General features: G+C 69.8%; 19 protein-coding genes. 14 read left to right on the top strand and 5 right to left on the bottom strand.

Annotated features, from left to right (window positions below):
- Window positions 1-731 precede the first annotated feature (731 nt).
- Entirely contained in the window at window positions 732-2,726 is a 1,995-nt protein-coding gene (gene acs / locus OG927_RS15080; protein WP_330320298.1) for an acetate--CoA ligase, read from the bottom strand.
- 155 nt (window positions 2,727-2,881) lie between these two features.
- Window positions 2,882-5,473, bottom strand: coding sequence for a bifunctional SulP family inorganic anion transporter/carbonic anhydrase (locus OG927_RS15075; RefSeq protein WP_330320297.1), 2,592 nt, complete (start codon window positions 5,471-5,473; stop codon window positions 2,882-2,884).
- 283 nt (window positions 5,474-5,756) lie between these two features.
- Here OG927_RS15075 and OG927_RS15070 point away from each other — a divergent pair, with 283 nt between their 5' ends.
- Window positions 5,757-7,070 carry a polysaccharide deacetylase family protein gene (locus OG927_RS15070; RefSeq protein ID WP_056793383.1) on the top strand — a complete coding sequence of 438 codons (1,314 nt, stop codon included), beginning with the start codon at window positions 5,757-5,759 and terminating at the stop codon, window positions 7,068-7,070.
- Between the two features lie 74 nt (window positions 7,071-7,144).
- Here OG927_RS15070 and OG927_RS15065 read toward each other — a convergent pair whose 3' ends face one another.
- A complete protein-coding gene (locus tag OG927_RS15065) occupies window positions 7,145-8,140 on the bottom strand; it encodes an ATP-binding protein (protein WP_124281975.1) in 996 nt (331 codons plus the stop codon).
- Between the two features lie 102 nt (window positions 8,141-8,242).
- On the opposite strand from OG927_RS15065, the gene OG927_RS15060 reads away from it, so the two are divergent.
- Window positions 8,243-9,067, top strand: a complete 825-nt coding sequence (locus OG927_RS15060) for a Fic family protein (protein ID WP_056793386.1) — start codon at window positions 8,243-8,245, stop codon at window positions 9,065-9,067.
- A gap of 429 nt (window positions 9,068-9,496) precedes the next feature.
- Here the strand turns inward: OG927_RS15060 and OG927_RS15055 are convergent, their stop codons facing one another.
- On the bottom strand, window positions 9,497-10,336 hold the full coding sequence (locus OG927_RS15055; protein WP_056793391.1) for an HAD family hydrolase: 840 nt from the start codon (window positions 10,334-10,336) through the stop codon (window positions 9,497-9,499).
- A 498-nt stretch (window positions 10,337-10,834) separates the two neighbouring features.
- On the opposite strand from OG927_RS15055, the gene ssd reads away from it, so the two are divergent.
- From ssd to OG927_RS15020, 7 genes are all read left to right on the top strand, one after another.
- Window positions 10,835-11,974 (top strand): septum site-determining protein Ssd, encoded by a 1,140-nt coding sequence (gene ssd, locus OG927_RS15050; protein ID WP_056793596.1) that lies wholly within the window; start codon window positions 10,835-10,837, stop codon window positions 11,972-11,974.
- Window positions 11,971-13,119 carry a TadA family conjugal transfer-associated ATPase gene (locus OG927_RS15045; RefSeq protein WP_124281977.1) on the top strand — a complete coding sequence of 383 codons (1,149 nt, stop codon included), beginning with the start codon at window positions 11,971-11,973 and terminating at the stop codon, window positions 13,117-13,119. Before ssd ends, OG927_RS15045 begins: the two co-directional genes overlap by 4 nt.
- Complete coding sequence (locus OG927_RS15040) at window positions 13,116-13,988, top strand: type II secretion system F family protein (protein WP_403088984.1); 873 nt, start codon at window positions 13,116-13,118, stop codon at window positions 13,986-13,988. Before OG927_RS15045 ends, OG927_RS15040 begins: the two co-directional genes overlap by 4 nt.
- Complete coding sequence (locus OG927_RS15035; protein ID WP_124282733.1) at window positions 13,985-14,788, top strand: type II secretion system F family protein; 804 nt, start codon at window positions 13,985-13,987, stop codon at window positions 14,786-14,788. The genes OG927_RS15040 and OG927_RS15035 overlap by 4 nt, the downstream gene beginning before the upstream one ends.
- Window positions 14,789-14,924: 136 nt before the next feature.
- Window positions 14,925-15,116, top strand: coding sequence for a DUF4244 domain-containing protein (locus tag OG927_RS15030; protein ID WP_330321323.1), 192 nt, complete (start codon window positions 14,925-14,927; stop codon window positions 15,114-15,116).
- The gene (locus OG927_RS15025) at window positions 15,103-15,549 is read left to right on the top strand and encodes a TadE family type IV pilus minor pilin (protein WP_124281980.1); all 447 of its coding nucleotides are present in this window, start codon (window positions 15,103-15,105) and stop codon (window positions 15,547-15,549) included. The genes OG927_RS15030 and OG927_RS15025 overlap by 14 nt, the downstream gene beginning before the upstream one ends.
- 59 nt (window positions 15,550-15,608) lie before the next feature.
- Window positions 15,609-16,079: an Rv3654c family TadE-like protein gene (locus OG927_RS15020; RefSeq protein ID WP_388202970.1), complete on the top strand. Its 471-nt coding sequence runs from the start codon at window positions 15,609-15,611 to the stop codon at window positions 16,077-16,079.
- A 444-nt stretch (window positions 16,080-16,523) separates the two neighbouring features.
- On the opposite strand, the gene OG927_RS15015 is transcribed toward OG927_RS15020, so the two are convergent.
- Complete coding sequence (locus OG927_RS15015) at window positions 16,524-19,013, bottom strand: DEAD/DEAH box helicase (protein WP_079099577.1); 2,490 nt, start codon at window positions 19,011-19,013, stop codon at window positions 16,524-16,526.
- 79 nt (window positions 19,014-19,092) lie between these two features.
- On the opposite strand from OG927_RS15015, the gene OG927_RS15010 reads away from it, so the two are divergent.
- The 5 genes from OG927_RS15010 to OG927_RS14990 all read left to right on the top strand — a co-directional run bounded on the left by OG927_RS15010 (window position 19,093) and on the right by OG927_RS14990 (window position 25,394).
- Entirely contained in the window at window positions 19,093-19,446 is a 354-nt protein-coding gene (locus OG927_RS15010; protein WP_003967428.1) for an STAS domain-containing protein, read from the top strand.
- Window positions 19,447-19,649: 203 nt separating this feature from the next.
- Window positions 19,650-20,105, top strand: coding sequence for an ATP-binding protein (locus OG927_RS15005; RefSeq protein WP_056793405.1), 456 nt, complete (start codon window positions 19,650-19,652; stop codon window positions 20,103-20,105).
- A 342-nt stretch (window positions 20,106-20,447) separates the two neighbouring features.
- On the top strand, window positions 20,448-22,871 hold the full coding sequence (locus OG927_RS15000) for a sodium-translocating pyrophosphatase (protein WP_056793407.1): 2,424 nt from the start codon (window positions 20,448-20,450) through the stop codon (window positions 22,869-22,871).
- 280 nt (window positions 22,872-23,151) lie between these two features.
- Complete coding sequence (locus OG927_RS14995; protein ID WP_124281981.1) at window positions 23,152-23,787, top strand: small secreted protein; 636 nt, start codon at window positions 23,152-23,154, stop codon at window positions 23,785-23,787.
- Between the two features lie 83 nt (window positions 23,788-23,870).
- Window positions 23,871-25,394: a DUF7059 domain-containing protein gene (locus OG927_RS14990; protein WP_330320295.1), complete on the top strand. Its 1,524-nt coding sequence runs from the start codon at window positions 23,871-23,873 to the stop codon at window positions 25,392-25,394.
- The last annotated feature ends 88 nt before the right edge of the window (window positions 25,395-25,482 follow it).

Raw genomic sequence — 25,482 nt, 5'->3', positions numbered from 1 at the left:
GGCGTCCGTGTCGTCAGGATTGGACAACTTCCGGTGGCCGGGTCGTCCCCGGCTTTGAGGTCGTCCGGGACTTTGACGACCCTACGATTCAGCCCCACCTCGGCGGCCAGGCGGAGGGGGTGGTGCTCCTGCTCCCCGCCGACGGTGCGCTCGTGGCAGGAACAGTCGTGCTTGCCGTTGACGGTCACCCCCGTGCCGCCGGATCCGTCCCCGAGTCCTCGAGCGCGATGGCTCTGCAGCAGGACCCCGCACGGTGCACCGGTGCGCATCGGTACCACGCTGTACGGGGCACCCGGTGGTTCGATCGCGAACGTCAACTGTTGCCGGTCTCGCCGATCAGCGTGCTGCTCGGCAGCGTTTCGGCCGGGGCGGACGCGTCCGTGCGGGTGAGCAGTCCTCGTTCGTGAGGCGCCGTCGTTCGTGAGGGGCCGTCTCCGCCGATCTTTCACGCCGTCCCGGGGTGGCCACGCCGCGCACCGACGCCAGAGCTCCTCGCCGAGCACACTGCTTGTCCATTCGGTGAACGGAACGCGCCCCGTGCCGGGTACCGCATCCGGATCTGCTGACGTCCACGTCAGCCGCCTCGTGCGCAGTTGGCCGTCGGCACGGTGCTGATCGGCCGGCTCCGGCCGAGGCCCCGGGGGAGCGGTTCCGCCGCGGCATCGCGGACAGCGGGCACCCGAATGAACGAAGCCCCCGCACAGGGCGGGGGCTTCGGTTCCTACGGCTTCCTATTCCGGGTCAGCGGGCTTCAGGCTGTCAGCGATGCGCCGCACGCTGTCCGAGTCCGTGAGAGTGGTGACATCGCCCAGCTCACGGTTCTCGGCTACGTCGCGCAGGAGGCGGCGCATGATCTTGCCGGACCGGGTCTTCGGCAGTTCGGCCACCGGTAGGACGCGCTTGGGTTTGGCGATCGGCCCGAGCGTGGTGCCGACGTGGTTGCGGAGTTCGACGACCAGTTCGTCGGATGCGGTGGCCGTGCCGCGCAGGATCACGAAGGCGACGATGGCCTGACCGGTCGTCTCGTCGTTGGCGCCGACCACGGCCGCCTCGGCGACCGCCGGGTGCGAGACGAGGGCCGATTCGACTTCGGTGGTGGAGATGTTGTGGCCGGAGACGAGCATGACGTCGTCGACCCGGCCGAGCAGCCAGATGTCGCCGTCCTCGTCCTTCTTGGCACCGTCGCCGGCGAAGTACTTGCCTTCGAAGCGGGACCAGTAGGTGTCGATGAAGCGCTGGTCGTCGCCCCAGATGGTGCGGAGCATCGACGGCCACGGTTCGGTGAGGACGAGGTAGCCACCCCCGCCGTTCGGTACCTCGTTGGCCTCGTCGTCGACCACGGTGGCGGAGATGCCGGGCAGGGCACGCTGCGCCGAACCGGGCTTGGTAGCGGTGACTCCGGGAAGCGGCGAGATCATCATGGCGCCGGTCTCGGTCTGCCACCAGGTGTCCACGACCGGGCAGGCGTCGGCGCCGATGTGCTTGCGGTACCACATCCATGCCTCGGGGTTGATCGGCTCACCGACCGATCCGAGGACGCGCAGCGACGACAGGTCGAACTTGGCGGGGATGTCGTCTCCCCACTTCATGAACGTGCGGATCGCGGTCGGGGCCGTGTAGAGGATCGTGACCCCGTACTTCTGCACGATCTCCCAGAAGCGCCCCTGGTGCGGGGTGTCGGGCGTGCCCTCGTACATCACCTGCGTCGCACCGTTGGCCAGCGGCCCGTAGACGATGTACGAATGCCCGGTCACCCAGCCGATGTCGGCCGTGCACCAGTACACGTCCGTCTCGGGCTTCAGGTCGAAGACCGCATGGTGCGTGTACGCCGCCTGCGTGAGATACCCGCCCGAGGTGTGCAGGATCCCCTTCGGCTTACCCGTGGTTCCCGAGGTGTACAGGATGAACAGCGGATGCTCCGCGTCGAACGCCTCGGGCGTGTGCTCGGCGGACTGGCGGCCGGTGATCTCGTGCCACCAGACGTCCCGGCCCTCGTACCATGCGGTGTCCTGACCCGTGCGCCGGACCACGAGGACGTGCTCGACGCTGTCGATGCGGGAGACTGCGTCGTCCACCGCGGGCTTGAGCGCGGAGGGCTTGCCGCGGCGGTAGCCGCCGTCGGCCGTGATGACGACCTTGGCGTCGGCGTCCTGGATGCGTGCGGCGATGGCGTCCGCGGAGAAGCCGCCGAAGACCACCGAATGCGCTGCGCCGATACGGGCGCAGGCCAGCATCGCCACGGCGGCTTCCGGGATCATCGGCAGGTACACGGCGACGCGGTCGCCCTTGCCGACACCCAGCTCAGTGAGCGCGTTGGCCGCGCGGGAGACCTCGTCCTTCAGCTCCGCGTAGGTGATCGCACGGCTGTCGCCGGGCTCGCCCTCGAAGTGGATGGCGACCCGGCCGCCGTTGCCCGCCTCTACATGGCGGTCCACACAGTTGTACGCGACGTTCAGCTCGCCGTCCGCGAACCACTTCGCGAAGGGCGGATTGCTCCAGTCGAGCGTCTCGGTCGGCTCCGTGGCCCAGGTCAGGCGACGGGCCTGCTCGGCCCAGAAGCCCAGCCGGTCCGCATCGGCCTGCTCGTACGCCTCCACCGTCACGTTGGCGTTCGCGGCCAGATCGGCAGGCGGTACGAACCGCCGCTCCTCCTTGAGCAGATTGGCCAGGCTTTCGTTGCTCACGACATCTCCCATTCCCAGGGTGTCCGTTGTGTCCCGGGGCATAGCTCATCAGGCCGCAGGCCGGGTGACAAGTGTCTGCCGGGAATTGGTTTAGACCTCTGCCTCGTGTATAGGGGCACGCGCCCCGCTTCCGCAAGCAGCGTTGTGTGTTGCGGAAGCGGGACCACAAGGTCTCACGGACCGGCGGCGCGTACGGTTCAGGCGCCGACCACTGTGTCGGGCGTTGCGCGGAGGGCCTCAGGGCAGGAGGAAGTACCGGGCCGTACGCCGGTCCCGGTGCTGAACGCACCCCCGGCCTGGGTGCCCAGGAGCGTGCCCGGCTCCACGCCGGGCTCCGTCACAGGATCGGGGCCGGGGGCGACCCGTGCGAAGACCTCGTCGGGACCGGTACCCGAACTGGCACCTTCGGTCAGCAGATAGGCCTGGGCCTCGCCCACATGGAAGTACATGCCGTGCAGCTGCAACGTGCCCGCCGCGAGCCGCCGCGCCACCGAGTCGTGCGCCCGCAGGTGTTCCAGCTGCTGGACCACATTGGTCAGGCAGAGCTGTTCCACCGCGTCGGTGGGCATCCGGCCGGAGATCCGCGCCCAGGAATGGTGGCGGGAGCGCATACGCTCCAGGCTCGGCAGGCCGTGGCGCAGCCAGCGCCACAGCGGGGTCCGGGGTGCCTCCGTGTCGGGTGCGGCACTCAACAGGGCCTGCATGGCTCCGCATCCGGAGTGACCGCAGATGGTGATGGACTCGACCTCCAGCACATCCACCGCGTACTCGATCGCGGCGGCCACGGAATCGTCGCTGCTCGTCGTGCTCTCCGTGTCCGGTGGCGGTACCAGATTGCCGACGTTCCGCACCGTGAAGAGATCGCCGGGCCCGCTGGCGGTGATCATGCTGGTGACCAGACGGGAATCGGCACAGGTGATGAACAGCTGGGAGGGCTGTTGGCCCTCTGCCGCCAGTCGGGCCAGCTCCTCCCGCACCAGTGGAGCAGTGGTGCGCTGGAACGAACTGAGACCGCTGAGCAACCGATGAGCACCCTGCCGGACGGCGGAAGCACCCGACGGGACGGCGGGAGAGCCGGCGGTGACCTCTGCGCCGGGAACTGAGGGCGGGCCGGCATGCCCCGCCTTGTCGTGACAGTGGTGGTTGCGCCACGGCGTCCATGGGCGACAGCAGGAGTGGGCGGCCGAAGAGGGCTCGGCGATGCGGCCGCCCGAGCGCCCGGTGAAGACGATTCGCCCTCCCAGGGCTGTCTGGGCCGTGCACCACTCCTGAATCGCCTCGTATGCCGCGTGGTCCATGAAGAAGCCGTCCAACTCAACGATGGCGTCAGCTCCTTGAGGGAGCCGCCCGAGCAGTCGGCTGAGCCGGGGCACGGCGAGGAAGGTCAGCTGCCCGCGGATGGTCACCAGATGCTTGCCATCCTGTTCCGACACCGTGATCCGGGTGCGGGCCAGCCGGTGCAGGGCGACGCCCACCGCCACGACGATGCCGATCGCCACGCCCTCAAGGACGCCGACGGTGATCACGCCGGTGATCGTGGCCCCGTACACCAGGAATTCGCGGTGTCTGTGCACGTTGCGGATGTGCGCGTAGTTGACCATCTGGATGCCGACGACCATGACCAGGGCGGCGAGTGCCGCCAGTGGGATCCATTCGAGGGCCGTGACCAGCATGACCGCGGCGAGCAGCACCCAGACGCCGTGCAGCACGGTGGAAGCGCGGCTCGTGGCGCCCGCGCGCACGTTTGCCGAACTGCGCACCGCGCCACCGGAGACGGGGAGCCCTCCGCAGAACCCGGCCAGCGCGTTGGCGACACCCTGGGCGCGCAGCTCACGGTCGAGATCGGAGCGTTTGACCGGTACGGGTGGCGTGTTCCCGTCCTTGTGCTGGGCCGCTGTCCGGTCGGCAGTCAGTTTGTCCACGGCGACAGCAGCGAGTAGGGATTCCAGGCTTGCCACGAGCATGACCGTGAACATCGCGGTGGCCAGGGCGGCCACCGGGCCCTGAGGCAGCTCGGGCAGGGCGTGCGAGCGCCAGGACGGCAGATCGACCCGGGCGATACCCGGTGTCGCCACGGCCGCTACGGCCGTGGCGATGACCACGGCTGCGAGTGCGGCCGGAATCCGGCCGAGCATCGACCCGACGCGTCCGGGCAGCCGTGGCCAGAGGACGAGAAGTGTGAGGGTCAGCGCGCCGACGAAGGGGGCGGCCGGGTTGAGCTGTCCCCACAGGGCAGGCAGGGAGCGGATGTTGTCGAGAACGGAGCTGTGGGGTGATCCGCCGAGCACGATGTGCAGCTGGGCGAGCGCGATGGCCACCCCGATACCGGCGAGGGTGCCGTGCACGATGGCCGGGCTGACGGCGAGCGCACTGCGCGCCGCTCTCAACGAGCCCAAAAGGATCTGCAGCAGTCCCGCGCCGATGGTGATCGCGCAGGTGGTGCGCCAGCCGTAGATCTGGATCAACTCGGCCGTGACCACGGTCAGTCCGGCGGACGGGCCGCTGACCTGGAGGGGTGTGCCGCCGAGGAGTCCGGCGACGATGCCGCCGATGACCGCCGAGACCAGCCCGGCGGCGAGTGGGGCGTCCATGGCGACCGCAAGGCCCAGCGACATGGGCACGGCGATCAGGAAAACGGTGAGGGACGCGGACAGATCGGCGCCCGAGATGCGGAATCGGCGGTTGTTCGGGGGTGGAGGCGGACTGTGTGGCCGCTTGATCCCCGAGGCGCGGGGAGGGCGTGAACTGCGGGACGAACGGTCATTTCGAATGGGGACGCAAGCAGGCATGTTCCCGTCTCCTCCGGGGCAGCGCGGTCGCGGAATGTGAGTGACGCGGCCGTGGGTCACGGCGTGCAGCGGCGGGAGTTGCAACTCTCGGTAAACGAATCGTAATGCAGAGTAAAGAAAGGTGTCCATACTTTCGAGCGGATAGCGTACTGAATCACTCATTCCAGTGAATAAGCATCTTTTCTACCGTCTTGTCGTACTGATTCCTCGCAACTGCGTGCGACGTTGACCGCGCCGCGTCGGCACTTCAACGCACGACTCCTGCAAGGAAGAGGGTGGACGGATGATGGCCGCCACGAAGAGGATCGCTCTCGGCGCCGTGGTCACGGCTCTGGTTGCCGGCCTGGCGGGCTGTTCCGGAGCCGGCAGCTCCGGAATCGGGAAGGAGGCGGCGCCGGGGAAGGAGGAGCACTCCCCGGCGGCGGCGCCCAAGGGAGCGGTCAAGCTGATCGGTGACGGGTCCACCGCCTTCACCGGCGCTCAGCCCGAGCTTCCCGTGGCCACTCGACTGAAACCCGGACAGAAGCCTCCGCAGTTCGTGGTGTTCTCCTGGGACGGCGCGGGGGAGGACAGCCAGAAGCTCTTCTCGCACTTCCGTGGGGTCGCGAAGAAGTACGACGCGAAGATGACGTACTTCCTGAGCGGTGTGTACCTCCTCCCGGAGAACAGGAAGGCGCTCTACGACCCGCCCCAGCATGCGGCGGGGCGCTCCGACATCGGCTTCAACGACACCGAGGGCATCCGTGACACGCTGACGGAGCTGCGCGCCGCCTGGCTGGACGGCAATGAGATCGGCACCCACTTCAACGGCCACTTCTGCGGGCCGGACGGAGGTGTCGGGACCTGGTCGGTCGAGGAGTGGGAGAGCGAGATCGCTCAGGCGAAGGCCTTCGTGAAGAACTGGAAGACCAACGTTCCGGCTCTCAAGGCAGAGGCACCGCTGCCCTTCGACTACGACAAGGAGCTGGTCGGCGCCCGCACGCCCTGCCTGGAGGGGCAGAAGAACATGGTCGCAGCCGCACGGACGATGGGTTTCCGCTACGACTCCAGCGGTGTCGGGAACCAGGTCTGGCCTGAGAAGAAGGACGGAGTCTGGGACCTTCCCCTTCAGCTTGTCCCGGTCCCCGGACGTGCCTTCGAGACTCTCTCGATGGACTACAACTTCATGTTCAACCAGTCCGGTACGACCAAGGGCGACCCCAGTAGGCACGCCTACTGGGGTAACCAGATGAGGGACGGCCTGCTCCAGGCATTCGACCGCGCGTACAACGGGAACCGCGCTCCGCTGATCATCGGCAACCACTTCGAGTCCTGGAACGGTGGCACGTACATGCGCGCCATCGAGGAGACCATCAAGACGGTGTGTACCCAGCGCGACGTGCGCTGTGTCTCCTTCAGGCAGCTCGCGGACTGGCTCGACGCGCAAGGCCCGGCGACGCTCGCGAAGCTCGGAACGCTGAAGGTGGGACAGAAGCCCGAGCAGGGTTGGCAGGCCTTCCTGGCCGGGACGGCCCCGGGCAAGCCCGCCGGTAGCCCCGTGCCTGCCAGGCCGACGGACCAGCCGGCCGCCAAGGGTGCGGACAGAAGCGCGGACTAGGCGCCGTCGCCCGGCTGGGGGGTGGCGCCCGGCATCGGCTTCGTGGCGCACCGGCTGGTCATGAATCGGCCCGGTCAGGCCGGCTGGGCGGCGCCCGCGTTCGCGCGGTGTTCGTGCAGCACGAAGGCGGGGTCGACCTGGGCAGCCAGGTCGGCGCCCGTCTTCTCGTTGCCCCAGCTCTCTGCGTTCTTCAGATGGAAATGCACCATCTGTCGCGTGTAGCGCTCCCAGTCGCGCTGTTCGTAGGAGTCCTCCGCGGCGTTCTGCAGGGCCTGCAGGGCCATCCGGTTATCCGCCTCCAGCAGCTCGAACGGCCCGGGGCGGCCTTTCTCCATGGTGCGGACCCAGTCCGACTGGCCGACTCCGACCAGCAGGTCGTCGCCGACCTCCGCACGCAGGAAGTCGAGATCGTCCCGTCCCTGCACCTTGTTGCCGACCACTTTCAGGGCGACGCCGAAGTCCCTCGCGTACTCCTTGTACTGGCGGTAGACGGAGACGCCCTTGTTGGTCGGCTCGGCGACCAGGAAGGTCATGTCGAAGCGGGTGAACATGCCGGAAGCGAACGAGTCCGATCCTGCCGTCATGTCGACGACCACGTAGTCGTCCGGGCCGTCGACCAGGTGGTTGAGGCAGAGCTCCACCGCCCCGACCTTGGAGTGGTAGCAGGCCACACCGAGATCGGACTCGGTGAACGTACCCGTGGCCATCAGCCGGATGTCCCCGTCGTCCAGTCGCACTGTCCGCGCGCAGGCGTCGTAGATCGGGTTGTCCTCGCGGACGCGCAGCAGGCGCGATCCCTCACCCGGCGGCGTCGTCTTGATCATCGTCTCCGTGGACGTGATGCGGGGGTTGGTGCCCCGCAGGTAGTCCTTGATGAGGGGGAGTTGCGCACCCATGGCGGGCAGTGCGGCGACTTCCTCCTCGTCGAGGCCGAGCGCGGCCCCGAGGTGCTGGTTGATGTCGGCGTCCACCGCGACGACATGGGCTTCATTGGCAGCGAGATGGCGGATGAAGAGCGAGGACAGCGTTGTCTTGCCGCTGCCGCCCTTCCCCACGAAAGCGATCTTCATGTTCACCTAGGGTAGCGGTGTCATCGCTCAGTGCTGTCACGCTTCGTGAAGAAGACCACTCCTGGGCGGTATCCGAGCGGGGGGAGCGTAGCCTCCCTACTTATGAGTACGACTTCCTCGGACCCGCTTGCCGCCCTGGGTGCACTCCCGGGGGTGACCGGTGCGGTGGACTCCGTACGCAAGGCCGTGGACCGGGTCTACGGGCACCGGGTCATGCGGCGACGCAGTAACGAGGTCACCGCGGAGGCGGCTCTGCGTGGCGCCCGCGGGTCGGCGGCGCTGTCGGGGGCCGACTGGAACCTGGAGGAGGTGCGGCGACGTACCGATTTCAGTGGCGAGGACGAGGCCCGCACTGTGGGGGCGGCCCTGAGGCTGACCGCGGAAGCGGGTCAACTGCTCACCATCTGGCGGCAGTCTCCGCTGCGGGCCCTGGCGCGGTTGCATCTGGTGGCGGCCGGCGGGGCGTCCCCCGACGACACGGTCGGTCGGCCCCGGCTGGCGGGAGAACCGGTCGACGAGCCGTTGATCGAGGCGTCGCTTCCCGATGCCGACGAGGTGGCCGGTCGGCTTGAGGGGCTGTCGCAGTTGATCATCGCAGGGAGTGCGGCGCCCGCGCTGGTGATGGCCTCGGTCGTGCACGGTGAACTGCTGGCGCTGCGCCCCTTCGGCTCGCGCAACGGCCTGGTCGCCCGGACGGCCGAGCGCATCGTGCTCATCGGAAGCGGGCTCGATCCGAAGTCGATCTGCCCTGCCGAGGTGGGCCACGCGGAACAGGGGCGGGCGGCCTACGTGGCGGCCTTCGAGGGCTACCTCTCGGGGAGGCCTGAGGGGCTGGCTGCCTGGATCGCGCACTGCGGGCGCTCGGTCGAGCTGGGTGTCAGGGAATCGACGGCGGTGTGCGAGGCGCTGCAGCGCGGCGCCGCTTAGGCGGGCGAGAGGGCTGCCGTCGAAGCGTCGAGGTGCGCCGGAAAAGGGTTGCGGCGGTACCGGATCCGGTACCGCCGCTGGCATGTCCGCCCAGTTACCAAGCGTCCTCGATATGTGCCCATCAGGTCGGGTTCTTTGCCCGTCACCTGGTGCGGCTGGCCCGTAATCGACGGGTCGACGTCGCGTGGGTGCTCGGCTTTCATGCGCGGTCCGTGGGGCCGTTCTTGCGTGTAAAGGTGATCCTCGCGGATGTCCCTGGTCTCGCGGGCCGTTGAATCCTTTGTACTCCAGGACCGGGAGTAGTGGAAGCCCTGACCGCACTTCTTTACTTTTGGGTTCAAATAAGCGCGAATGGGACGTGTCTGGCCGTGCTGACCGCATGGTCCGAGGAGCTGACGGGCCGGTGTGCGCGTCGACCCGTCAGCTCTGTCAGTTCGTGAGTGCGGTGGCGCGACGACGGTTGGCGTACCAGACGATTCCGGCAGTCAGGGCTGCCGCGCCCACCGCTGCGGCAGCGACGAGTGCCGGGCGGGGCGGCATGGAGAACCTGGGCAGCCGCTGCTTGAGTCGGACCGGGCGGTCGAAGACGAGAATCGGCCATTCCCGGAGGATTGCCTCGCGTCGCAGTGCCCGGTCCGGGTTGACCGCGTGCGGATGGCCGACGGACTCCAGCATCGGGACGTCGGTGGCGGAGTCGCTGTAGGCGTAGCAGCGTGAAAGGTCGTACCCCTCCGACAGGGCGAGTGCTTGTACGGCTTCGGCCTTCGTGGGTCCGTAGGCGTAGTACTCGATCTCGCCGGTGAAGCAGCCGTCGTCGCCGACGACCATCCGGGTCGCGACGACTCGGTCGGCCCCGAGCAGTTCGCCGATCGGTTCGACGACCTCCGCGCCCGAGGTCGACACGATGACCACGTCGCGTCCGGCGGTGTGATGCTCCTCGATCAAGGTTGCTGCCTCGTCGTAAATGATCGGGTCGATCAGATCGTGCAGAGTCTCGGCGACGAGCTCCTTGACCTGCTGGACGTTCCATCCCTTGCAGAGTGCTGAGAGATATTCGCGCATCCGCTCCATCTGGTCGTGATCGGCGCCCCCGGCGAGGAACACGAACTGGGTGTACGCGGTGCGCAGTACGGCACGGCGGTTGATCAGCCCGCCTTGGTAGAAGGACTTACTGAAGGTCAGTGTCGATGACTTCGCAATGACCGTCTTGTCCAGGTCAAAGAAGGCTGCTGTACGCGGCGAGAAGCAGTTTTCCACGATGGTGAGCATAGGGGCCCACCATTCGGCGTAAACCCCGGCGGGTGGGTTTGCCTGTGAGAGCGCTCGGGTACACCATGGAAGTCACGGATCGTTCGCGACCGTGCTAACCCGGTCCGACTCCTCCCCCCCCGAGTCGGCCGTGGGGACGACCCCCGCTCTCCCCCCCGGCGGGGGTCGTCGCATGTCCGGACGCGGTTCCTCCCTCCGGGATCGCGGGGGGCCTCCTCCTTGCGTCGGTTGCACCGGCCATTCCTCACGGACTCCCCCGAGCATGCCTCGTCACGGTGTGTAGCGGAAGGGCTGCGCTCCGAATGTCGCCTGTACGAGCTACCGAGATATTCACAACTCTGAAGTTGTCCACAGTTTTTGAGCAAGATCCACATGCTTTTCCGAGGCGGTGCATGTTGATTCCACCCGCGAAGTCCGCGGGTTCCGGAATCGCGCATCTCGGATCGGTCCGAGATCGCCGCGAACCGCGCTGAAGGGGCAGTGGGAAGGGCGGGGACCGTGGCTGGATCCATCGCGCGAGAAGGTCGGTCGAACGCAGAAGGGCTGCGGGGCGGGCCGTTGATCGTGACTGAGGACGTGCTTTTGCTTGATGACCTGCTGAGGCTGTGCGCAGCCGCGGGAGCAGTGCCCGAGGTCCATCACGGGCCCCCCGCGCAGAGAAGCGGCTGGGAACAAGCCCCGATGGTCCTGGTGGGCGACGACGCCGCGCAGAGATGCCGCGGTATGGCGCGCAGGCGAGGAGTGATGCTGGTCGGAAGGGAGCAGGACGACCCCGATGTCTGGCGGCGGGCGGTTGAGATCGGAGCCGAGTATGTGCTCCGACTACCGGAATCCGAAGGCTGGCTCGTCGATCAGATCGGAAACGCAGCGGAAGGCGTCGGGCGTCCCGCGCTCACTGTCGGGGTGATGGGAGGCCGGGGAGGATCCGGCGCGTCGACTCTGGCCTGCGCGCTTGCCGTGACCGCGGCCAGGTCCGGTCGGCGGACGCTGCTGGTCGACGGTGATCCGCTGGGCGGGGGGATCGACGTGCTGCTCGGCGGTGAGGAATCCGAGGGGATGCGGTGGCCGGATTTCGCCCGTTCCAAAGGGAGGGTGGGCGGCAGCGCACTCGAGGAGTCCCTACCTGCGTTGCACGGGTTGCGGGTGCTCAGCTGGGGACGGGACAGCGAGGTGACGGTCCCTCCGCCGGCCATGCAGGCGGTGCTCGCGGCTGCTCGGAGGCTCGGCGGAGTGGTCGTCGTCGACCTGCCGCGCCGGGTCGACGAGAGCGTGGCCGAGGCGCTGGCGCAACTGGACGTAGGGCTGCTGGTCGTGCCGGGTGAGCTCAGGGCCGTGGCGGCGGCCAAGCGGGTGGCGTCGGCTGTCGGTGCGGTCCTGGACGATCTGCGGGTCGTCGCACGCGGGCCCTACACGGCCGGCCTGGACGAGCAGTGGGTGGCACAGGCCCTGGGGCTGCCTCTCGTAGGCGACCTGCCCCTGGAAGCGGGACTCTCGGCGGCCCAGGACAGCGGCATGCCGCCGGGCGGCAGTTCCCGCGGTCCGCTGGCCCGCTTCTGTACGGCGTTCTGGGATCTGGCGGACCCCGCAGCCGGTGCGGCGGACTTCACGGCAGGACGTTCCGGGGGAGGCATGCCATGACCGAGGCGCTGCTTGATGCCGTGCGGCAACGGCTGGCCCGCAGCGGTGCAGCGCCCACCCCGGCCGGAGTGGCTGCTGCCCTGAGGGCGCAGGGCCGCTTGCTCGGCGACGCGGAAGTGCTCGGGGCGGCAGAGGAGTTGCGTGGTGAGCTGGTCGGCACGGGAGTGCTGGAGCGCTTGCTGACCGACCCGGCGGTGACCGACGTGCTGGTGTCCGCGCCCGACCGGGTGTGGGTGGACCGCGGGGCCGGACTCGAATTGACCACGGTCACCTTCCGGGACGCGGCTGCGGTCCGGAGACTGGCACAGCGGCTCGCCGCGGTAGCGGGGCGGCGGCTGGACGACGCCCGGCCGTGGGTGGACGCACGGCTGCCGGACGGAACGCGGATGCACGCCGTACTCCCACCGGTGTCCGTCGGCACGACGTGCCTGTCGCTGCGCGTGGTGCGCCCCCGGGCCTTCACGTTGGCGGAGCTCGTCGCGGCCGGGACGGTTCCGCCGGGTGGGGACCATTTCCTGAGAGCGCTGGTCGAGGCCCGGGTCTCCTACCTGATCAGTGGGGGAACGGGTGCGGGGAAGACGACCTTGCTGTCCAGTCTGCTGGGCGCGGTCGGCGAGCGGGAGCGCATCGTGCTCGCCGAGGATTCAGCGGAGCTACGCCCGGACCATCCTCATGTGGTGCGCCTGGAATCGCGTCCCGCGAACCAGGAGGGGGCGGGCCGGGTGACGCTCCGGGACCTGGTGCGCCAGGCATTGCGCATGCGGCCGGACCGTCTGGTGGTGGGGGAGGTGCGAGGTGCCGAGGTGACGGAGTTGCTGGCCGCGCTGAACACGGGACACGAAGGTGGTTGCGGAACGGTGCATGCCAACGCGGCCGAGCATGTTCCGGCTCGCCTCGAGGCACTGGGAACGGCGGCGGGTCTCGATCGGGTCGCGCTGCACAGCCAGTTGGCGGCTGCGTTGTCCGTGGTCGTGCATCTCGTACGCGACCGGGGAGGGCAGCGCCGGCTCGCTGAAGTACACGTGCTCGAACGGGACGAGGTGGGTCTGGTGGTGACCGTGCCCGCGCTGCGCTGGGGGGCGGAGGGGTTCGTTCCGGACAAGGGCTGGGAGCGGTTGGGGTCGCTGATCGGAGCGGCGCGGTGACAGCTGAGGGTCCGGACACCTTGAGGCATGCACTGTCTCTGGTGCCGGCCGTCTGTGCGGGGCTCGCGGGTGGTCTGGCTGTGCTTCGGGACCCGGGCGGACGGCGGGCAGGGGCCTTGTTCACCGGAGCGGGGGCGGGCCCGCGGGGGCCGAGAGCTGGATGGGCCGGCGTCCGGATGTGCCTGGAGCAGCGGCGTGAATGGCTGTGCGCCCCTGTGGCGGCGCTTCTTGCCGTGCTGGGTGAATCGGTGCTGCCCCTGCTCGCGGGGGCCGTGGCTGTGCCCCTGGTGCGGCGGTGGATGCGGCGCCGGGTGCTGCGGCACGAGCGGGAACGGGCGGCCGACGCGGTGACGGCGCTCTGCGGGGCAGTCGTGGGCGAGCTGCGGGCGGGACGCGAGCCGGGGCAGGCCCTGATTGCCGCCGGGCACCATGCGGGAGCCCTGGGGGCCGCCGAGTCAGCGGTGCTGGCGGCCGCGCGGTTCGGCGGCGACGTGGCGGGCGCGCTCCGGCAGGCGTCGGTCGGACCGGGCCTCGATGGACTCGCGGGGGTGGCGGCCTGTTGGCGGGTGGCGGTGGACGGCGGAGCCGGTCTCGCGGCGGGTCTGGCTCGTCTGGAGGGCGCTCTGAGGGCAGAGCGGCGCCGACGGGAGGAACTACGCGCGCAGTTGGCGGGCGCATGGTCGACGGTCGTGGTGCTGGCGCTGCTGCCTGTTGCGGGACTGGGACTGGGGGCGGCGCTCGGCGCCGACCCGCTGGGGGTGCTGCTGCACAGCCCGGGCGGGCTGGCCTGTCTGGTGGCGGGCGGTGTGCTGGAGGCAGCGGGGCTGCTCTGGGCGGCGCGGATCGTGCGGACCGGGGAGGCGGAATGAGAGGGCTCCTCGGTGAGGTGCTCCGTACGGAGGCCGTGGGCGCGGTGCTGGGCGCGGGCATGTATCTGGTCTTCACGCTGGCCGGGCGGCGACAGGAGCGCGCGACGCGCAAGCGCGGAGCGCGGTTGTCGGGAACGCGCCCAGGCAGCCAGGGGCTCGGTTGGCAGTGCCTGCGGACAGGCGGCTGGGGCCTCGCGCTGGGATGGGCGCCCCCCTGCGGGGCCTGGGCAGCCGGCTGGATCCTCATCGGTGGGGCGGCCGGGTGCGGGGCCGGCCTGGTGGCGGCCTACGGGGTTCGGCGGTGGCAGAGGTCCAAGCAGGGACGTAGGAGAGGCGCCCAGGAAGCGGAGGACGCCTGGGTGGCGCGGCAGTTGGCGCTTGCCGCAGACCTGTTGTCGGCCTGCCTCTCCGCGGGCGCCGGGCCCCGGGATGCCGCTGAGGCCGTCGGCGAATCGATGGGCGGACCGGTCGGCGAGCAGCTGGCCCGTACCGCGGCCGAGATCCGGTTGGGCGGGGAACCGGCCGACGCGTGGGGGCGGTTCGCGGAGATACCGGGCGCGGGCCCACTGGCCCGGTGCCTGGAGCGGGCCGGATCGACGGGCGCTCCGGCGGCGGAACCGGTCTCCGGACTGGCCGACGAGATACGTGCCGAACGGGCGAGCGCGGCTGTGGCGCGTGCCCAGCGAGCCGGCGTGCTGATCACGGCGCCGGTCGGGCTCTGTTTCCTGCCGGCCTTCCTGGCGGTGGGCGTAGCCCCCGTGGTCATCGGTCTGGCGACCGGACTCCTGCACGGCAACTGACGTGGCAATGCGGGAGCTTCGCTCCGGGCGTCACGCCCCTGCCCGCTCCGATCCGAATGTACGAACCGAAATCCTGAATCTGAACAGAACGGGGCCGAAAATGGGAAAGAACGTCATGGTGCGGGCGCTGTGTGTCATGCGCCGTGCCTGGGAGGACAGGTACGTCGGGTACGGAAGGACGGACCGGGGCATGACGACGTCGGAGTACGCGGTGGGGACCATCGCGGCCTGTGCGTTCGCGGCGGTGCTCTACAAGGTGGTGACGAGCGGGGCAGTGCAGTCGGCGCTGCAGTCGTTGATCAAGGACGCCCTCGATGCGAAGTTCTGACACGGGGAGGAAGGACGGGACCGGGGACCGGTCCGGTTCCGGGGCCAGGGCCGGCCCCGGCCGGTCCGTCCGCCGGCCGGCCGGGGCCGGTGATTCGGGCGCGGTGACGGCGGAGGCCGCCATGGCCGCCCCCGTACTGGTCGCCTTCGTCCTGGCTCTCGTGTGGGCACTGGTAGCCGTGTCCGACCAGATCCGTTGCGTGGACGCCGCCAGGGCCGGGGCGCGGGCCGCCGCCCGCTCGGAACCGGAGGCCGCGGTGCTGGCCGCATCGCTGGAGGCGGCGCCTGGCGGAGCCCGGGTCGATCTGGAGCGAACCGGTGAGCTGTGGCGGGTCAGGGTGGAGTCACCGACGCCCGGCCCGGGGCAGCTCGCCCTGACGCTGAGCGCGGAGGCGGTCGCGCTGGCCGAGGACACACTTGGGGCGGAACCGTGAGAGGTGCGCGGACGAGAGCGTCGGGCGGGGATCGTGGGCTGGCGACCGTGTGGGTGGCCATGACCACGGTGACGCTGTGCGCGGTGTTCGCCATGATGCTCGCGCTGGGACAGGCGGTGGCGGCCCGCCACAGGGCCGGCGGGGCGGCAGACCTGGCCTCGCTCGCCGCGGCTGATCGGGCGCCGAGGGGGGAAGCGGAGGCGTGCGGTGCGGCGAGGGAGGTGGCCGGGGCACAGGGGGCCGAGCTGATCCGGTGTGCCGTCCAGGGGGAGATCGCCGATGTGACGGCCCGCGTACGGTTCGGCCCCTACGCGCCGGAGGTGAGGTCGAGGGCGGGGCCACCAGCCGCCGAGGAGTTCGGGACGCCGGAGACAGCACCAACCCGGGACGGAGCCCCCGTCCCAACCCGGGACGGAGCCCCCGTCGCACCGGGGGCAGCGGCAGCCACACCGGGCGCGCAGATACGAGCCGCCTTGAACGGCGGATCGGCATCGTCGGGTGGTGTACAGGAGCCCCGGGTCCGACCGTAGCGGCATCAACCCCGTGCCGTGGTGGCCGAGGCACGCGCGTACTCACGCTCACCACGGACCGGGCAGCCGAGGCCGGTGACGCCTCTACCGCTCGGGGCGGGGTGCCGGTCCGTGAGCCGCAGACGGCCCCGACGTGCCGACCGCCCGGCCTGCCCGACAGGTCCCGGCCTGCCGACCGCCGACCTGCCCGAGAGGCCCCGACGTGCCGACCGCCCGACCTGCCGAAGGGTCCTGAACTGCCGGGACGTCGACCTGCCGCGAGGACGTCGACCTGCCGCGAGTACGCCGACCGGCCCGGATACCGAGCGCACCGAGGAGCTGACCTGCCGGGGTGCCGAGGGGCCGATCATGTCGGGGCGTCGACGAAGCGCCGGGCCGGTGAACGGCTGCGGGCGTCCGCCGGGGCGCGGGCCCCGTCGGATTGCCGACACGCCGGGCAGGTGGCTAGCTTCCTCCGGCCGCCGGCCGTGTGTCCTCCACTGGGTCCGGCGGGGCGGTTCTGAGGAGTTCGGTCAGGAGGCGTACGGCGCCACGCTTGTGCAGCGGTTCGTTTCCGTTGCCGCACTTGGGGGACTGGATGCAGGACGGGCAGCCGGCCTCGCACTCGCAGGACGCGATGGCCTGGAGGGTCGCGGTCAGCCACGTACGGGCCGTGTGGAAGGCCCGCTCGGCGAAGCCCGCGCCCCCGGGGTGGCCGTCGTAGACGAAGACCGTCGGGAGCAGTGTGTCGGGGTGCAGCGGTAGGGAGACACCGCCGATGTCCCAGCGGTCGCAGGTGGCGAAGAGGGGCAGCATTCCGATCGAAGCGTGTTCGGCGGCGTGCAGGGCGCCGCCGAGGATCTCGGGGTTGATCCGGGCGGCATCGAGCTGGTCCTCCGTGACCGTCCACCACACGGCGCGGGTGCGCAGTGTGCGGGGCGGCAGGTCCAGCTTCGTCTCTCCGAGGACCTCCCCGGTGATCAGTCTGCGGCGCAGGAAGGAGACGACCTGATTGGTGACCTCCACGGAGCCGAAGCAGAGCCGCCCGTCGCCCCACGGGACCTCGGTGTCGGTCTCCAGCACGGTGATGGCCGTGGTGTCGCGTGCATGGGTCGAGTACGGCGGGACGGCTTCCTCGACCAGGGCCACCGAGTCCTCCAGATCCAGCTTCCGGACCAGGTACGTGCGGCCCTGGTGGAGGTGGACCGCGCCCTCGTGCACGGCAGTGTGCGCGGCCGACTCGTCGACCGTGCCCAGCAGCCGGCCGGTGCCCTCCTCGACGATCTGGACCGGGCGGCCGCCCCCACCGCGGATGTCCGTGAGGTCGGCGGCCCGTTCGCGGCGGGTCCAGTGCCAGCCCGTGACCCGTCTGCGCAGCAGCTTCGCGGCCTCCAGCTGAGGCAGCAGGCCGGGCGCTGCCGGGCCGAAGAGAGCGATGTCGGATTCCGTGAGCGGGAGTTCCGCAGCGGCGGCGCACAGGTGCGGGGCGAGGACGTACGGGTTGTCCGGGTCCAGGACGGTCGACTCCACAGGCTGCTGGAAGAGCGCCTCGGGGTGGTGGACGAGGAATGTGTCCAGTGGGTCGTCACGGGCCACGAGAACCGCCAATGCGCCCTGTCCGGAGCGTCCTGCGCGGCCCGCCTGCTGCCACAGGGACGCCCTGGTCCCCGGATAGCCGCAGATGACGACGGCATCCAGGCCCGAGACGTCGATCCCGAGTTCCAAGGCTGTGGTCGCGGCCAGTCCGAGCAGTTCGCCGGAGTGCAGTGCGCGCTCCAGGGCCCGGCGTTCCTCGGGAAGGTATCCGCCGCGGTAGGCGGCGACCCGCGCGGGCAAGGAGCTGTCCAGTTCGGCGAGCCGCTCCTTGGCGATGACGGAGACGAGCTCCGCGCCGCGCCGGGAGCGTACGAAGGCGACCGAGCGGACACCCTGAAGGGTCAGGTCCGTCAGGAGGTCGGCGGTCTCGGCCGTGGCGGTGCGGCGCACAGGGGCGCCCTTCTCGCCGTGCAGATCGGTCAGCGGCGGCTCCCAGAGGGCGAAGACCATCTCACCGCGGGGCGAGGCGTCGTCGGATACCTCCTTCACGGGCAGGCCCGTGAGGCGCCCCGCAGCTGCGGACGGCTGCGCCGCGGTGGCGGAGGCGAGGAGGAAGACGGGATCGGAGCCGTAGCGCGCGCAGAGGCGGCGCAGGCGGCGCAGTACCTGGGCGACGTGGGAGCCGAATACGCCCCGGTAGGTGTGGCACTCGTCGATGACGACGAAGCGCAGGGCACGCAGGAAGGAGGCCCAGCGGGGGTGGGACGGGAGTATCCCCCTGTGCAGCATGTCGGGGTTCGTCAGGACGTAGTTGGCGTACTGGCGTACCCATTCCCGTTCCTCGACCGGCGTGTCGCCGTCGTACACGGCCGGGCGCACCGCGGTGCCCAGAGGGGCGGAGAGCGCCTTCACCGAGCGCCGCTGGTCGGCCGCGAGTGCCTTGGTCGGAGCGAGGTACAGGGCGGTCGCGCCGCGGCCGTTCGGCGCCTCCGAGCCGTCGAGGAGGGCGCTCAGGACGGGGGCCAGGTAGGCGAGCGACTTGCCCGACGCCGTTCCGGTGGCGATGACGACGGACTCGCCGTCCAGCGCGTGCTCGGCGGCGGTGGCCTGGTGTTCCCACGGATGGTCGATCCCGGCCCCGGCAATGGCCGAGATCACTTCCGGCCGGATGCGATCCGGCCAGATGGCATGGGTTCCCGCCCGCGGGGGCAGGTGCTCCGTATGAGTGATGCGCGTTGCCCGGTCCGCCCTTGCGGCGAGCCGGTCGAGGACCATGGCGGGAGAGGGGCGCGAGCCCCCGTTCCCGGGTGGTCGACTGGGGCGGTGATTCTTGGCCATCGGCACCGAGTGTGTCACTGGCATGACGGACAATGGTCCCAAGGCGTCGTGCATGGCTGCTGGTAAGTGATTGAATGCCATCGCGGCTGGCGATCCGTCCCCTGGCCTCCGTCGGGGAGACCGAGGGGCGACCGCTCGATAGCAAGGTGCTGGAGGATCCGTGGACCTGTCCCTGTCGACTCGCAATGTGTCCGGCCCTGGTGGCGACCGTACGGTCGTCGAGGTCGGTGGCGAGATTGATGTGTATACCGCGCCCAAGCTGCGCGAGCAGTTGGTCGAGTTGGTGAATGACGGCAGCTACCACCTGGTTGTCGACATGGAAGGCGTCGACTTCCTCGACTCCACCGGCCTCGGCGTGCTCGTGGGTGGCTTGAAGCGTGTACGGGCCCATGAGGGCTCGCTGCGCCTGGTGTGCAACCAGGAGCGCATTCTCAAGATTTTCCGGATCACAGGTCTGACCAAGGTGTTTCCCATTCACACCACGGTCGACGAGGCTGTCGCGGCCACCGACTGAGTCGTCGGTCCATGCCTGCCGTCCCTGGGCGGCGGGCAGCGACGGGCCGACGGGCGGCAGCAGGCGGGCCGCTACGGGCAGGTGGTCGACCCCATGGGGTCGGCTGCCGGTTTCGTCGGCTCCGGAGGAGCTTGGAGAGCAGGGGTACCGGGCGCCACGCCCGGGCCCCTGAGATGCACGCCCGTACGTCCGAGGGGGATGGCATGCCAACCGTTGAACTCCGCTTCAGCGCTCAGCCCGAACACGTCAGGACGGCCCGCCTCGTGGCAGCCGCCGTGGCACGCCGGGCCGGCGTCGACGAGGCGGTGCTCGACGAGGTCAGACTCGCCGTGGGCGAGGCGTGCAGCCGTGCCGTCGGTCTGCACCGCAGTCATGACATCACCGCTCCGGTCACGGTCGTGCTGACCGAGGAGGAGAAGGCGTTCTCCATCGAGGTCGGCGACGGAGTCCCCGGCCCCGGAAGCGATCCCTCGCTGTCGGGAGCGCCCCGCAGCGGAAGCGTGGCATCGGGTGGGCCGGACACCGAGGCGGACATCGAGGACGAGATGGGCCTCGCTGTCATCAGCGGGCTGGTCGACGACGTGGAAGTCCGGTCGGGCGTGGACGGCGGAGTCATCCGCATGACGTGGCCGACGGCCTCGGCGGTCGTCCTCCCCTGAGCTGTGCCGCCGTGCAGTAGTTCAGCTGTGCCGCCGTGCAGCAGTCAGCTATGCCGCCGTGCGAGCGGTATGCGGCCCAGGTCGGCCACGGACACGCCGGTACGTGTGATCATTTTTCGGCCCTGCTGAGCAGGGCCTTTTTCGTGTGCGCATGATCGATGGTCCAGTAATTCCTGTACGTGCCATGGCCCCGTCCCATTACTGCATTCGGGTGCAGTGCCGGTCGGGATCATTTGCTGCTGGGTGGACGAAAGTCGATTTCATTGACCACCCACTGTTTTGATCAGGATTCGCTCCCTACAATCCGTCCACGTCTTGAGCGCTGAGCGTCAAGGAGGACGTATGGCGGAGTTCTTCAACACCCCACTCGCAGAACTGGCGCACGTTTCCGTACCTTCCGGCCGGCCCACCTCGCTCGCAGCCGCGGTTCTCACCGACGGCAACCGGCTGATCGTCGTCGTCATCGCAGTCGTGGCCGTGGCCGCGCTGGTCGTCGCCCAGTTGCTGGGACGCCAGGTCCTGGCGGCCGGAGAAGGCACCGAGCGCATGAAAGAGATCGCGGCGGCCGTCCAGGAAGGCGCGAACGCCTATCTGGCGCGACAGTTGCGCACCGTCGGCGTCTTCGCCGTCGTCGTGTTCTTCCTGCTACTGCTGCTCCCGGCCGACAACTGGTCTCAGCGTGCGGGGCGCTCGTTGTTCTTCCTGGTGGGTGCGCTCTTTTCGGCAGCCACCGGATACATCGGTATGCGGCTCGCGGTGCGCAGTAATGTGCGTGTGGCTGCTGCTGCGCGTGAGGCGACTCCGGCAGCGGGTGAACCGGAAAAGGATCTCACCACTGTTTCGCATAAAGCGATGAAAATCGCTTTCCGTACGGGTGGCGTGGTCGGCATGATCACGGTCGGCCTCGGTCTGCTCGGCGCCTCGTGCGTCGTCCTCGTCTACGCCGCCGACGCGCCCAAGGTACTGGAGGGTTTCGGGCTCGGTGCCGCACTGATCGCCATGTTCATGAGGGTCGGTGGCGGCATCTTCACCAAGGCCGCCGATGTGGGCGCGGACCTCGTGGGCAAGGTGGAGCAGGGCATCCCGGAGGACGACCCGCGCAACGCCGCCACCATCGCCGACAACGTGGGAGACAACGTCGGCGACTGCGCGGGCATGGCGGCCGATCTCTTCGAGTCCTACGCCGTGACGCTGGTCGCCGCGCTCATCCTGGGCAAGGCCGCTTTCGGCGACTCGGGGCTGGCCTTCCCGCTGATCGTTCCGGCGATCGGTGTGGTCACCGCGATGATCGGGATCTTCGCGGTCGCCCCGCGCCGGGCCGACCGGAGCGGGATGACGGCCATCAACCGCGGCTTCTTCGTGTCGGCCGTGATCTCGCTCGTCCTGGTGGCAGTGGCCGTCTTCGTCTACCTGCCCTCCTCGTACGCCGAGCTGGACGGGGTCACCGACAGCGCCATCACCTCGCACGGAGGTGACCCGCGCGTCTTCGCCCTGGTCGCGGTGGCCATCGGCATCGTGCTCGCCGCCCTGATCCAGCAGCTCACCGGCTACTTCACCGAGACCACCCGGCGCCCCGTCCGGGACATTGGGAAGTCCTCGCTGACCGGCCCTGCGACGGTGATCCTCGCCGGTGTCTCCATCGGCCTGGAATCGGCCGTCTACACCGCGCTCCTGATCGGTCTCGGCGTCTACGGGGCGTTCCTGCTCGGCGGGACGTCGATCATGCTGGCACTCTTCGCGGTGGCCCTGGCCGGGACCGGGCTCCTCACCACCGTGGGGGTCATCGTCGCGATGGACACCTTCGGCCCCGTCTCCGACAACGCCCAGGGCATCGCCGAGATGTCGGGCGACGTCACGGGCGCCGGGGCGCAGGTCCTCACCGACCTGGACGCCGTCGGCAACACCACCAAGGCCATCACCAAGGGCATCGCGATCGCCACCGCCGTCCTGGCCGCTGCTGCGCTCTTCGGCTCGTACCGGGACGCCATCGCCACGGCTGTCGACGACGTGGGGGCCGGTGCCGGGGAGCTGGGGCTGAGTCTGGACATCTCCCAGCCGAACAACCTCGTCGGCCTGATCCTGGGCGCCGCCGTGGTGTTCCTCTTCTCCGGCCTGGCCATCAACGCGGTCTCCCGTTCCGCGGGGGCCGTGGTTCACGAGGTGCGGCGGCAGTTCCGCGAGCACCCCGGGATCATGGACTACACGGAGAAGCCGGAGTACGGCCGCGTCGTCGACATCTGCACCAAGGACGCCTTGCGTGAACTGGCCACGCCGGGGCTGCTCGCGGTGCTCGCGCCGATCGCCGTCGGGTTCAGCCTGGGGGTCGGGGCTCTCGGCTCCTACCTCGCGGGCGCGATCGCCACGGGCACCCTCATGGCCGTCTTCCTCGCCAACTCCGGTGGTGCGTGGGACAACGCCAAGAAGCTCGTCGAGGACGGTCATCACGGCGGCAAGGGCAGCGAGGCCCATGCCGCGACCGTCATCGGGGACACGGTCGGCGATCCTTTCAAGGACACCGCCGGCCCGGCCATCAACCCGCTTCTCAAGGTGATGAATCTCGTGGCGCTGCTCATCGCCCCCGCGGTCGTGCAGTTCAGCTACGGGGACGACGCGAGCGCGGGGGTGCGGGCCGTGGTGGCCGTGTTCGCCCTCGGTGTCATCATCGGCGCGGTCCGCGTGTCCAAGCGGCGGGGAATCGCCATGGGTGACGAGGGCGGACCGGGCGGCGGAGGCGCCAAGTCGGCTGATCCGGCCGCCATGTCATGAGGCGTCCGGCGGCAGGTGGTCCCATGATGTGAGTAACGCCTGATCAGCGGGTGGGCGGACCGGACGTCCTGATGTCCTGTCCGCCCGTTCCCGGCCCATCGGCCTCACGCGCGCGGGGGCCGTTCGCACGTGCGTCCGAGTCTGTGGGTGAGTTGTATCTCCCTCATTTCCCTTGATGCAAATGGCTGCAAAAGCACGCACATCGGATACCTGGCGCCTGAATGTCGCCCACTTGGCGTGTAAGTTCCGGGGCCGAGAGCCTTGGAAGGGACCCAATCCGGTGAACAAGAAGCTTGCAGCCGCACTGTCCGGCGGTGCGGTACTCGTACTGACGCTGTCGGGCTGCAGCGACGACAGCGACAACAAGGTGAACGACTGGGCGAAGAAGGTCTGCGACCAGGTCCAGCCGCAACTGCAGAAGATCGCGAACGCGAACGCCTCGATCCAGCAGCAGACGGCCGACAACAGCAAGCCCGCCGACGTCCAGCAGACCGACTCGGCTGCCTTCCAGCAGATCTCGCAGGCCTACAAGGCGCTGGGCGCTGCCGTGGACTCGGCCGGCCCGCCGCCCGTGGACGACGGCGAGACCACACAGAAGGAAGCGGTGAAGGAGCTCAACGCCTCCTCCGTGGCGTACGCGGATCTGAAGACCAAGGTCGACGCGCTCGACACGAAGGACCAGGCGAAATTCGCCGACGGGCTCAAGGGGATCGCCGACGAGCTGAACAAGATCAGCACCAGCGGCGACCAGGCTCTGAAGAAGCTGCAGTCCGGTGAGGTCGGTTCGGCCATGGCGAAGCAGAAGGGCTGCCAGAAGCCGACAGCCTCCGCCCCGCCCGCGGCCGCCCCGTCCGCTCCGGAAGCGACGCCGTCGAAGTCCGCGTCACCGTCGGCCTCGGCGAGCGAGAAGGCATAACCGCAGCGCGTGCACAGCGGTCCGGTCGCCCCCGTGGGTGCCGGGCCGCTGCCGTTGTCGGCGGGAGCGGACACAATGGGCGGGTGAGTACGACCAGCCTTCCCGCAGCCGCCCGCACGTCCCTCCTCCGCGAAGCACTGATCGCGGCCGCCTTCACCGCCGACGGGCTCCTCGACCGGCTCGGCGCGGCCGCCTACGCCGCGCTCGCCCGCAGCGAGACCGTCCCGGCACTCCGGGCCACACGAGGGGACACGCCGCTCGACACGCTGGTGCGGCTGTTCCTCCTCCAACGCTCCGTCCCGGCCGCCACCGCGGCCCGCGCCCTCCCGCTGGAGGAGTGTGTGGAGGACGGCTGGGTGGTCCGTGAGGGTGACCTCGTCAGAGCGAGCGTCGACGTCCGGCCGTACGGCGGGCCCGAGGGCGAGGACTGGTTCATCGTCTCCGACCTGGGGTGCGCGGTCGGCGGGGCGGGCGGGATCGGCTCGCACGAGGAAGGAGTCGTCCTCGGCATCGGTGGGGCGTCCACCACGCTTGCCGGAATCACCGTGCGCAGGCCGGTGTCCTCGGCCCTCGACCTCGGTACGGGCTCGGGCATCCAGGCCCTGCACGCCGCCCAGCACGCTACCCGGGTCACGGCCACGGACGTCAACCCGCGTGCCCTCGCATTCACCCGGCTCACCCTCGCTCTGTCCGGCGCGGCTCCGGCCGATCTGCGGGAGGGCTCTCTCTTCGAGCCGGTCGACGCGGAGACGTACGACCTCATCGTCTCCAACCCGCCCTTCGTCATCTCCCCCGGAGCCCGGCTGACGTACCGCGACGGAGGCATGGGCGGCGACGAACTGTGCCAGACCCTGGTGCGGCAGGCGGGCGACCGGCTGAACGAGGGGGGATACGCGCAGTTCCTCGCCAACTGGCAGCACGTGGAGGGCGAGGAGTGGCAGGACCGGGTGCGTTCCTGGGTGCCGCACGGCTGTGACGCCTGGATCGTGCAGCGCGAGGTGCAGGACGTCACGCAGTACGCCGAGTTGTGGTTGCGCGACAGCGGCGACCACCGCACGGATCCGGCCGCGTACGCCGAGCGGTACGAGGCCTGGCTGGACGAGTTCGAGGCACGCAGCACCAAGGCCGTCGGCTTCGGCTGGATCGCGCTCAGGAAGTCCGCAGCGGCCGCTGCGGGGAACCCCTCGGTCGTTGCCGAGGAGTGGCCGCACCCGGTGGAGCAGCCCCTCGGTCCGGCCGTCGAGGCCCATTTCATGCGGCAGGACTATCTGCGCCGGCACGATGACGCGGCGCTGCTGGCCGCGCACTTCAGCCTGGCCGAGGAGGTCGTGCAGGAACAGGTGGGCCTGCCCGGTGCCGAGGATCCCGAGCATGTGGTGCTGCGTCAGAACCGCGGGATGCGGCGGGCGACCAAGGTCGATGCGGTCGCCGCGGGTTTCGCTGGTGTGTGCGACGGATCCCTGCCCGCGGGCCGGATCCTCGACGCCATCGCCCAACTGATGTCCGAGGACTCCGTACTGCTGCGCGACCGCACCCCGCAGGCGATCCGGCTGCTGGTGGAGGAAGGCTTCCTGGAGCCGGTGCGGGGCGGCGCGCAGGCACGCTGACCCCGTCACGGGAGGTGTGAGGCGGAGGGCGCCGTGCGGGGCCGCGCGCCTTCGCGTCCCGTGCCCCCGTGCCGTCCCGTCGCCGTGC

This window comes from Streptomyces clavifer (assembly GCF_036345975.1).
Taxonomy (GTDB): Bacteria; Actinomycetota; Actinomycetes; order Streptomycetales; family Streptomycetaceae; genus Streptomyces; species Streptomyces clavifer.
Note: the sequence above shows the minus strand (reverse complement) of the source record. Positions and strands in the feature narration are given on the sequence as shown.

Bases quoted from the DNA above. Each gene is read 5' to 3' on its own strand.
- acs (WP_330320298.1), bottom strand. From the start codon at position 2,726: ATGCCCCGGGACACAACGGACACCCTGGGAATGGGAGATGTCGTGAGC.
- OG927_RS15075 (WP_330320297.1), bottom strand. From the start codon at position 5,473: ATGCCTGCTTGCGTCCCCATTCGAAATGACCGTTCGTCCCGCAGTTCA.
- OG927_RS15070 (WP_056793383.1), top strand. From the start codon at position 5,757: ATGATGGCCGCCACGAAGAGGATCGCTCTCGGCGCCGTGGTCACGGCT.
- OG927_RS15065 (WP_124281975.1), bottom strand. From the start codon at position 8,140: ATGAAGATCGCTTTCGTGGGGAAGGGCGGCAGCGGCAAGACAACGCTG.
- OG927_RS15060 (WP_056793386.1), top strand. From the start codon at position 8,243: ATGAGTACGACTTCCTCGGACCCGCTTGCCGCCCTGGGTGCACTCCCG.
- OG927_RS15055 (WP_056793391.1), bottom strand. From the start codon at position 10,336: ATGCTCACCATCGTGGAAAACTGCTTCTCGCCGCGTACAGCAGCCTTC.
- OG927_RS15045 (WP_124281977.1), top strand. From the start codon at position 11,971: ATGACCGAGGCGCTGCTTGATGCCGTGCGGCAACGGCTGGCCCGCAGC.
- OG927_RS15035 (WP_124282733.1), top strand. From the start codon at position 13,985: ATGAGAGGGCTCCTCGGTGAGGTGCTCCGTACGGAGGCCGTGGGCGCG.
- OG927_RS15030 (WP_330321323.1), top strand. From the start codon at position 14,925: ATGCGCCGTGCCTGGGAGGACAGGTACGTCGGGTACGGAAGGACGGAC.
- OG927_RS15025 (WP_124281980.1), top strand. From the start codon at position 15,103: ATGCGAAGTTCTGACACGGGGAGGAAGGACGGGACCGGGGACCGGTCC.
- OG927_RS15020 (WP_388202970.1), top strand. From the start codon at position 15,609: ATGACCACGGTGACGCTGTGCGCGGTGTTCGCCATGATGCTCGCGCTG.
- OG927_RS15015 (WP_079099577.1), bottom strand. From the start codon at position 19,013: ATGGCATTCAATCACTTACCAGCAGCCATGCACGACGCCTTGGGACCA.
- OG927_RS15005 (WP_056793405.1), top strand. From the start codon at position 19,650: ATGCCAACCGTTGAACTCCGCTTCAGCGCTCAGCCCGAACACGTCAGG.
- OG927_RS15000 (WP_056793407.1), top strand. From the start codon at position 20,448: ATGGCGGAGTTCTTCAACACCCCACTCGCAGAACTGGCGCACGTTTCC.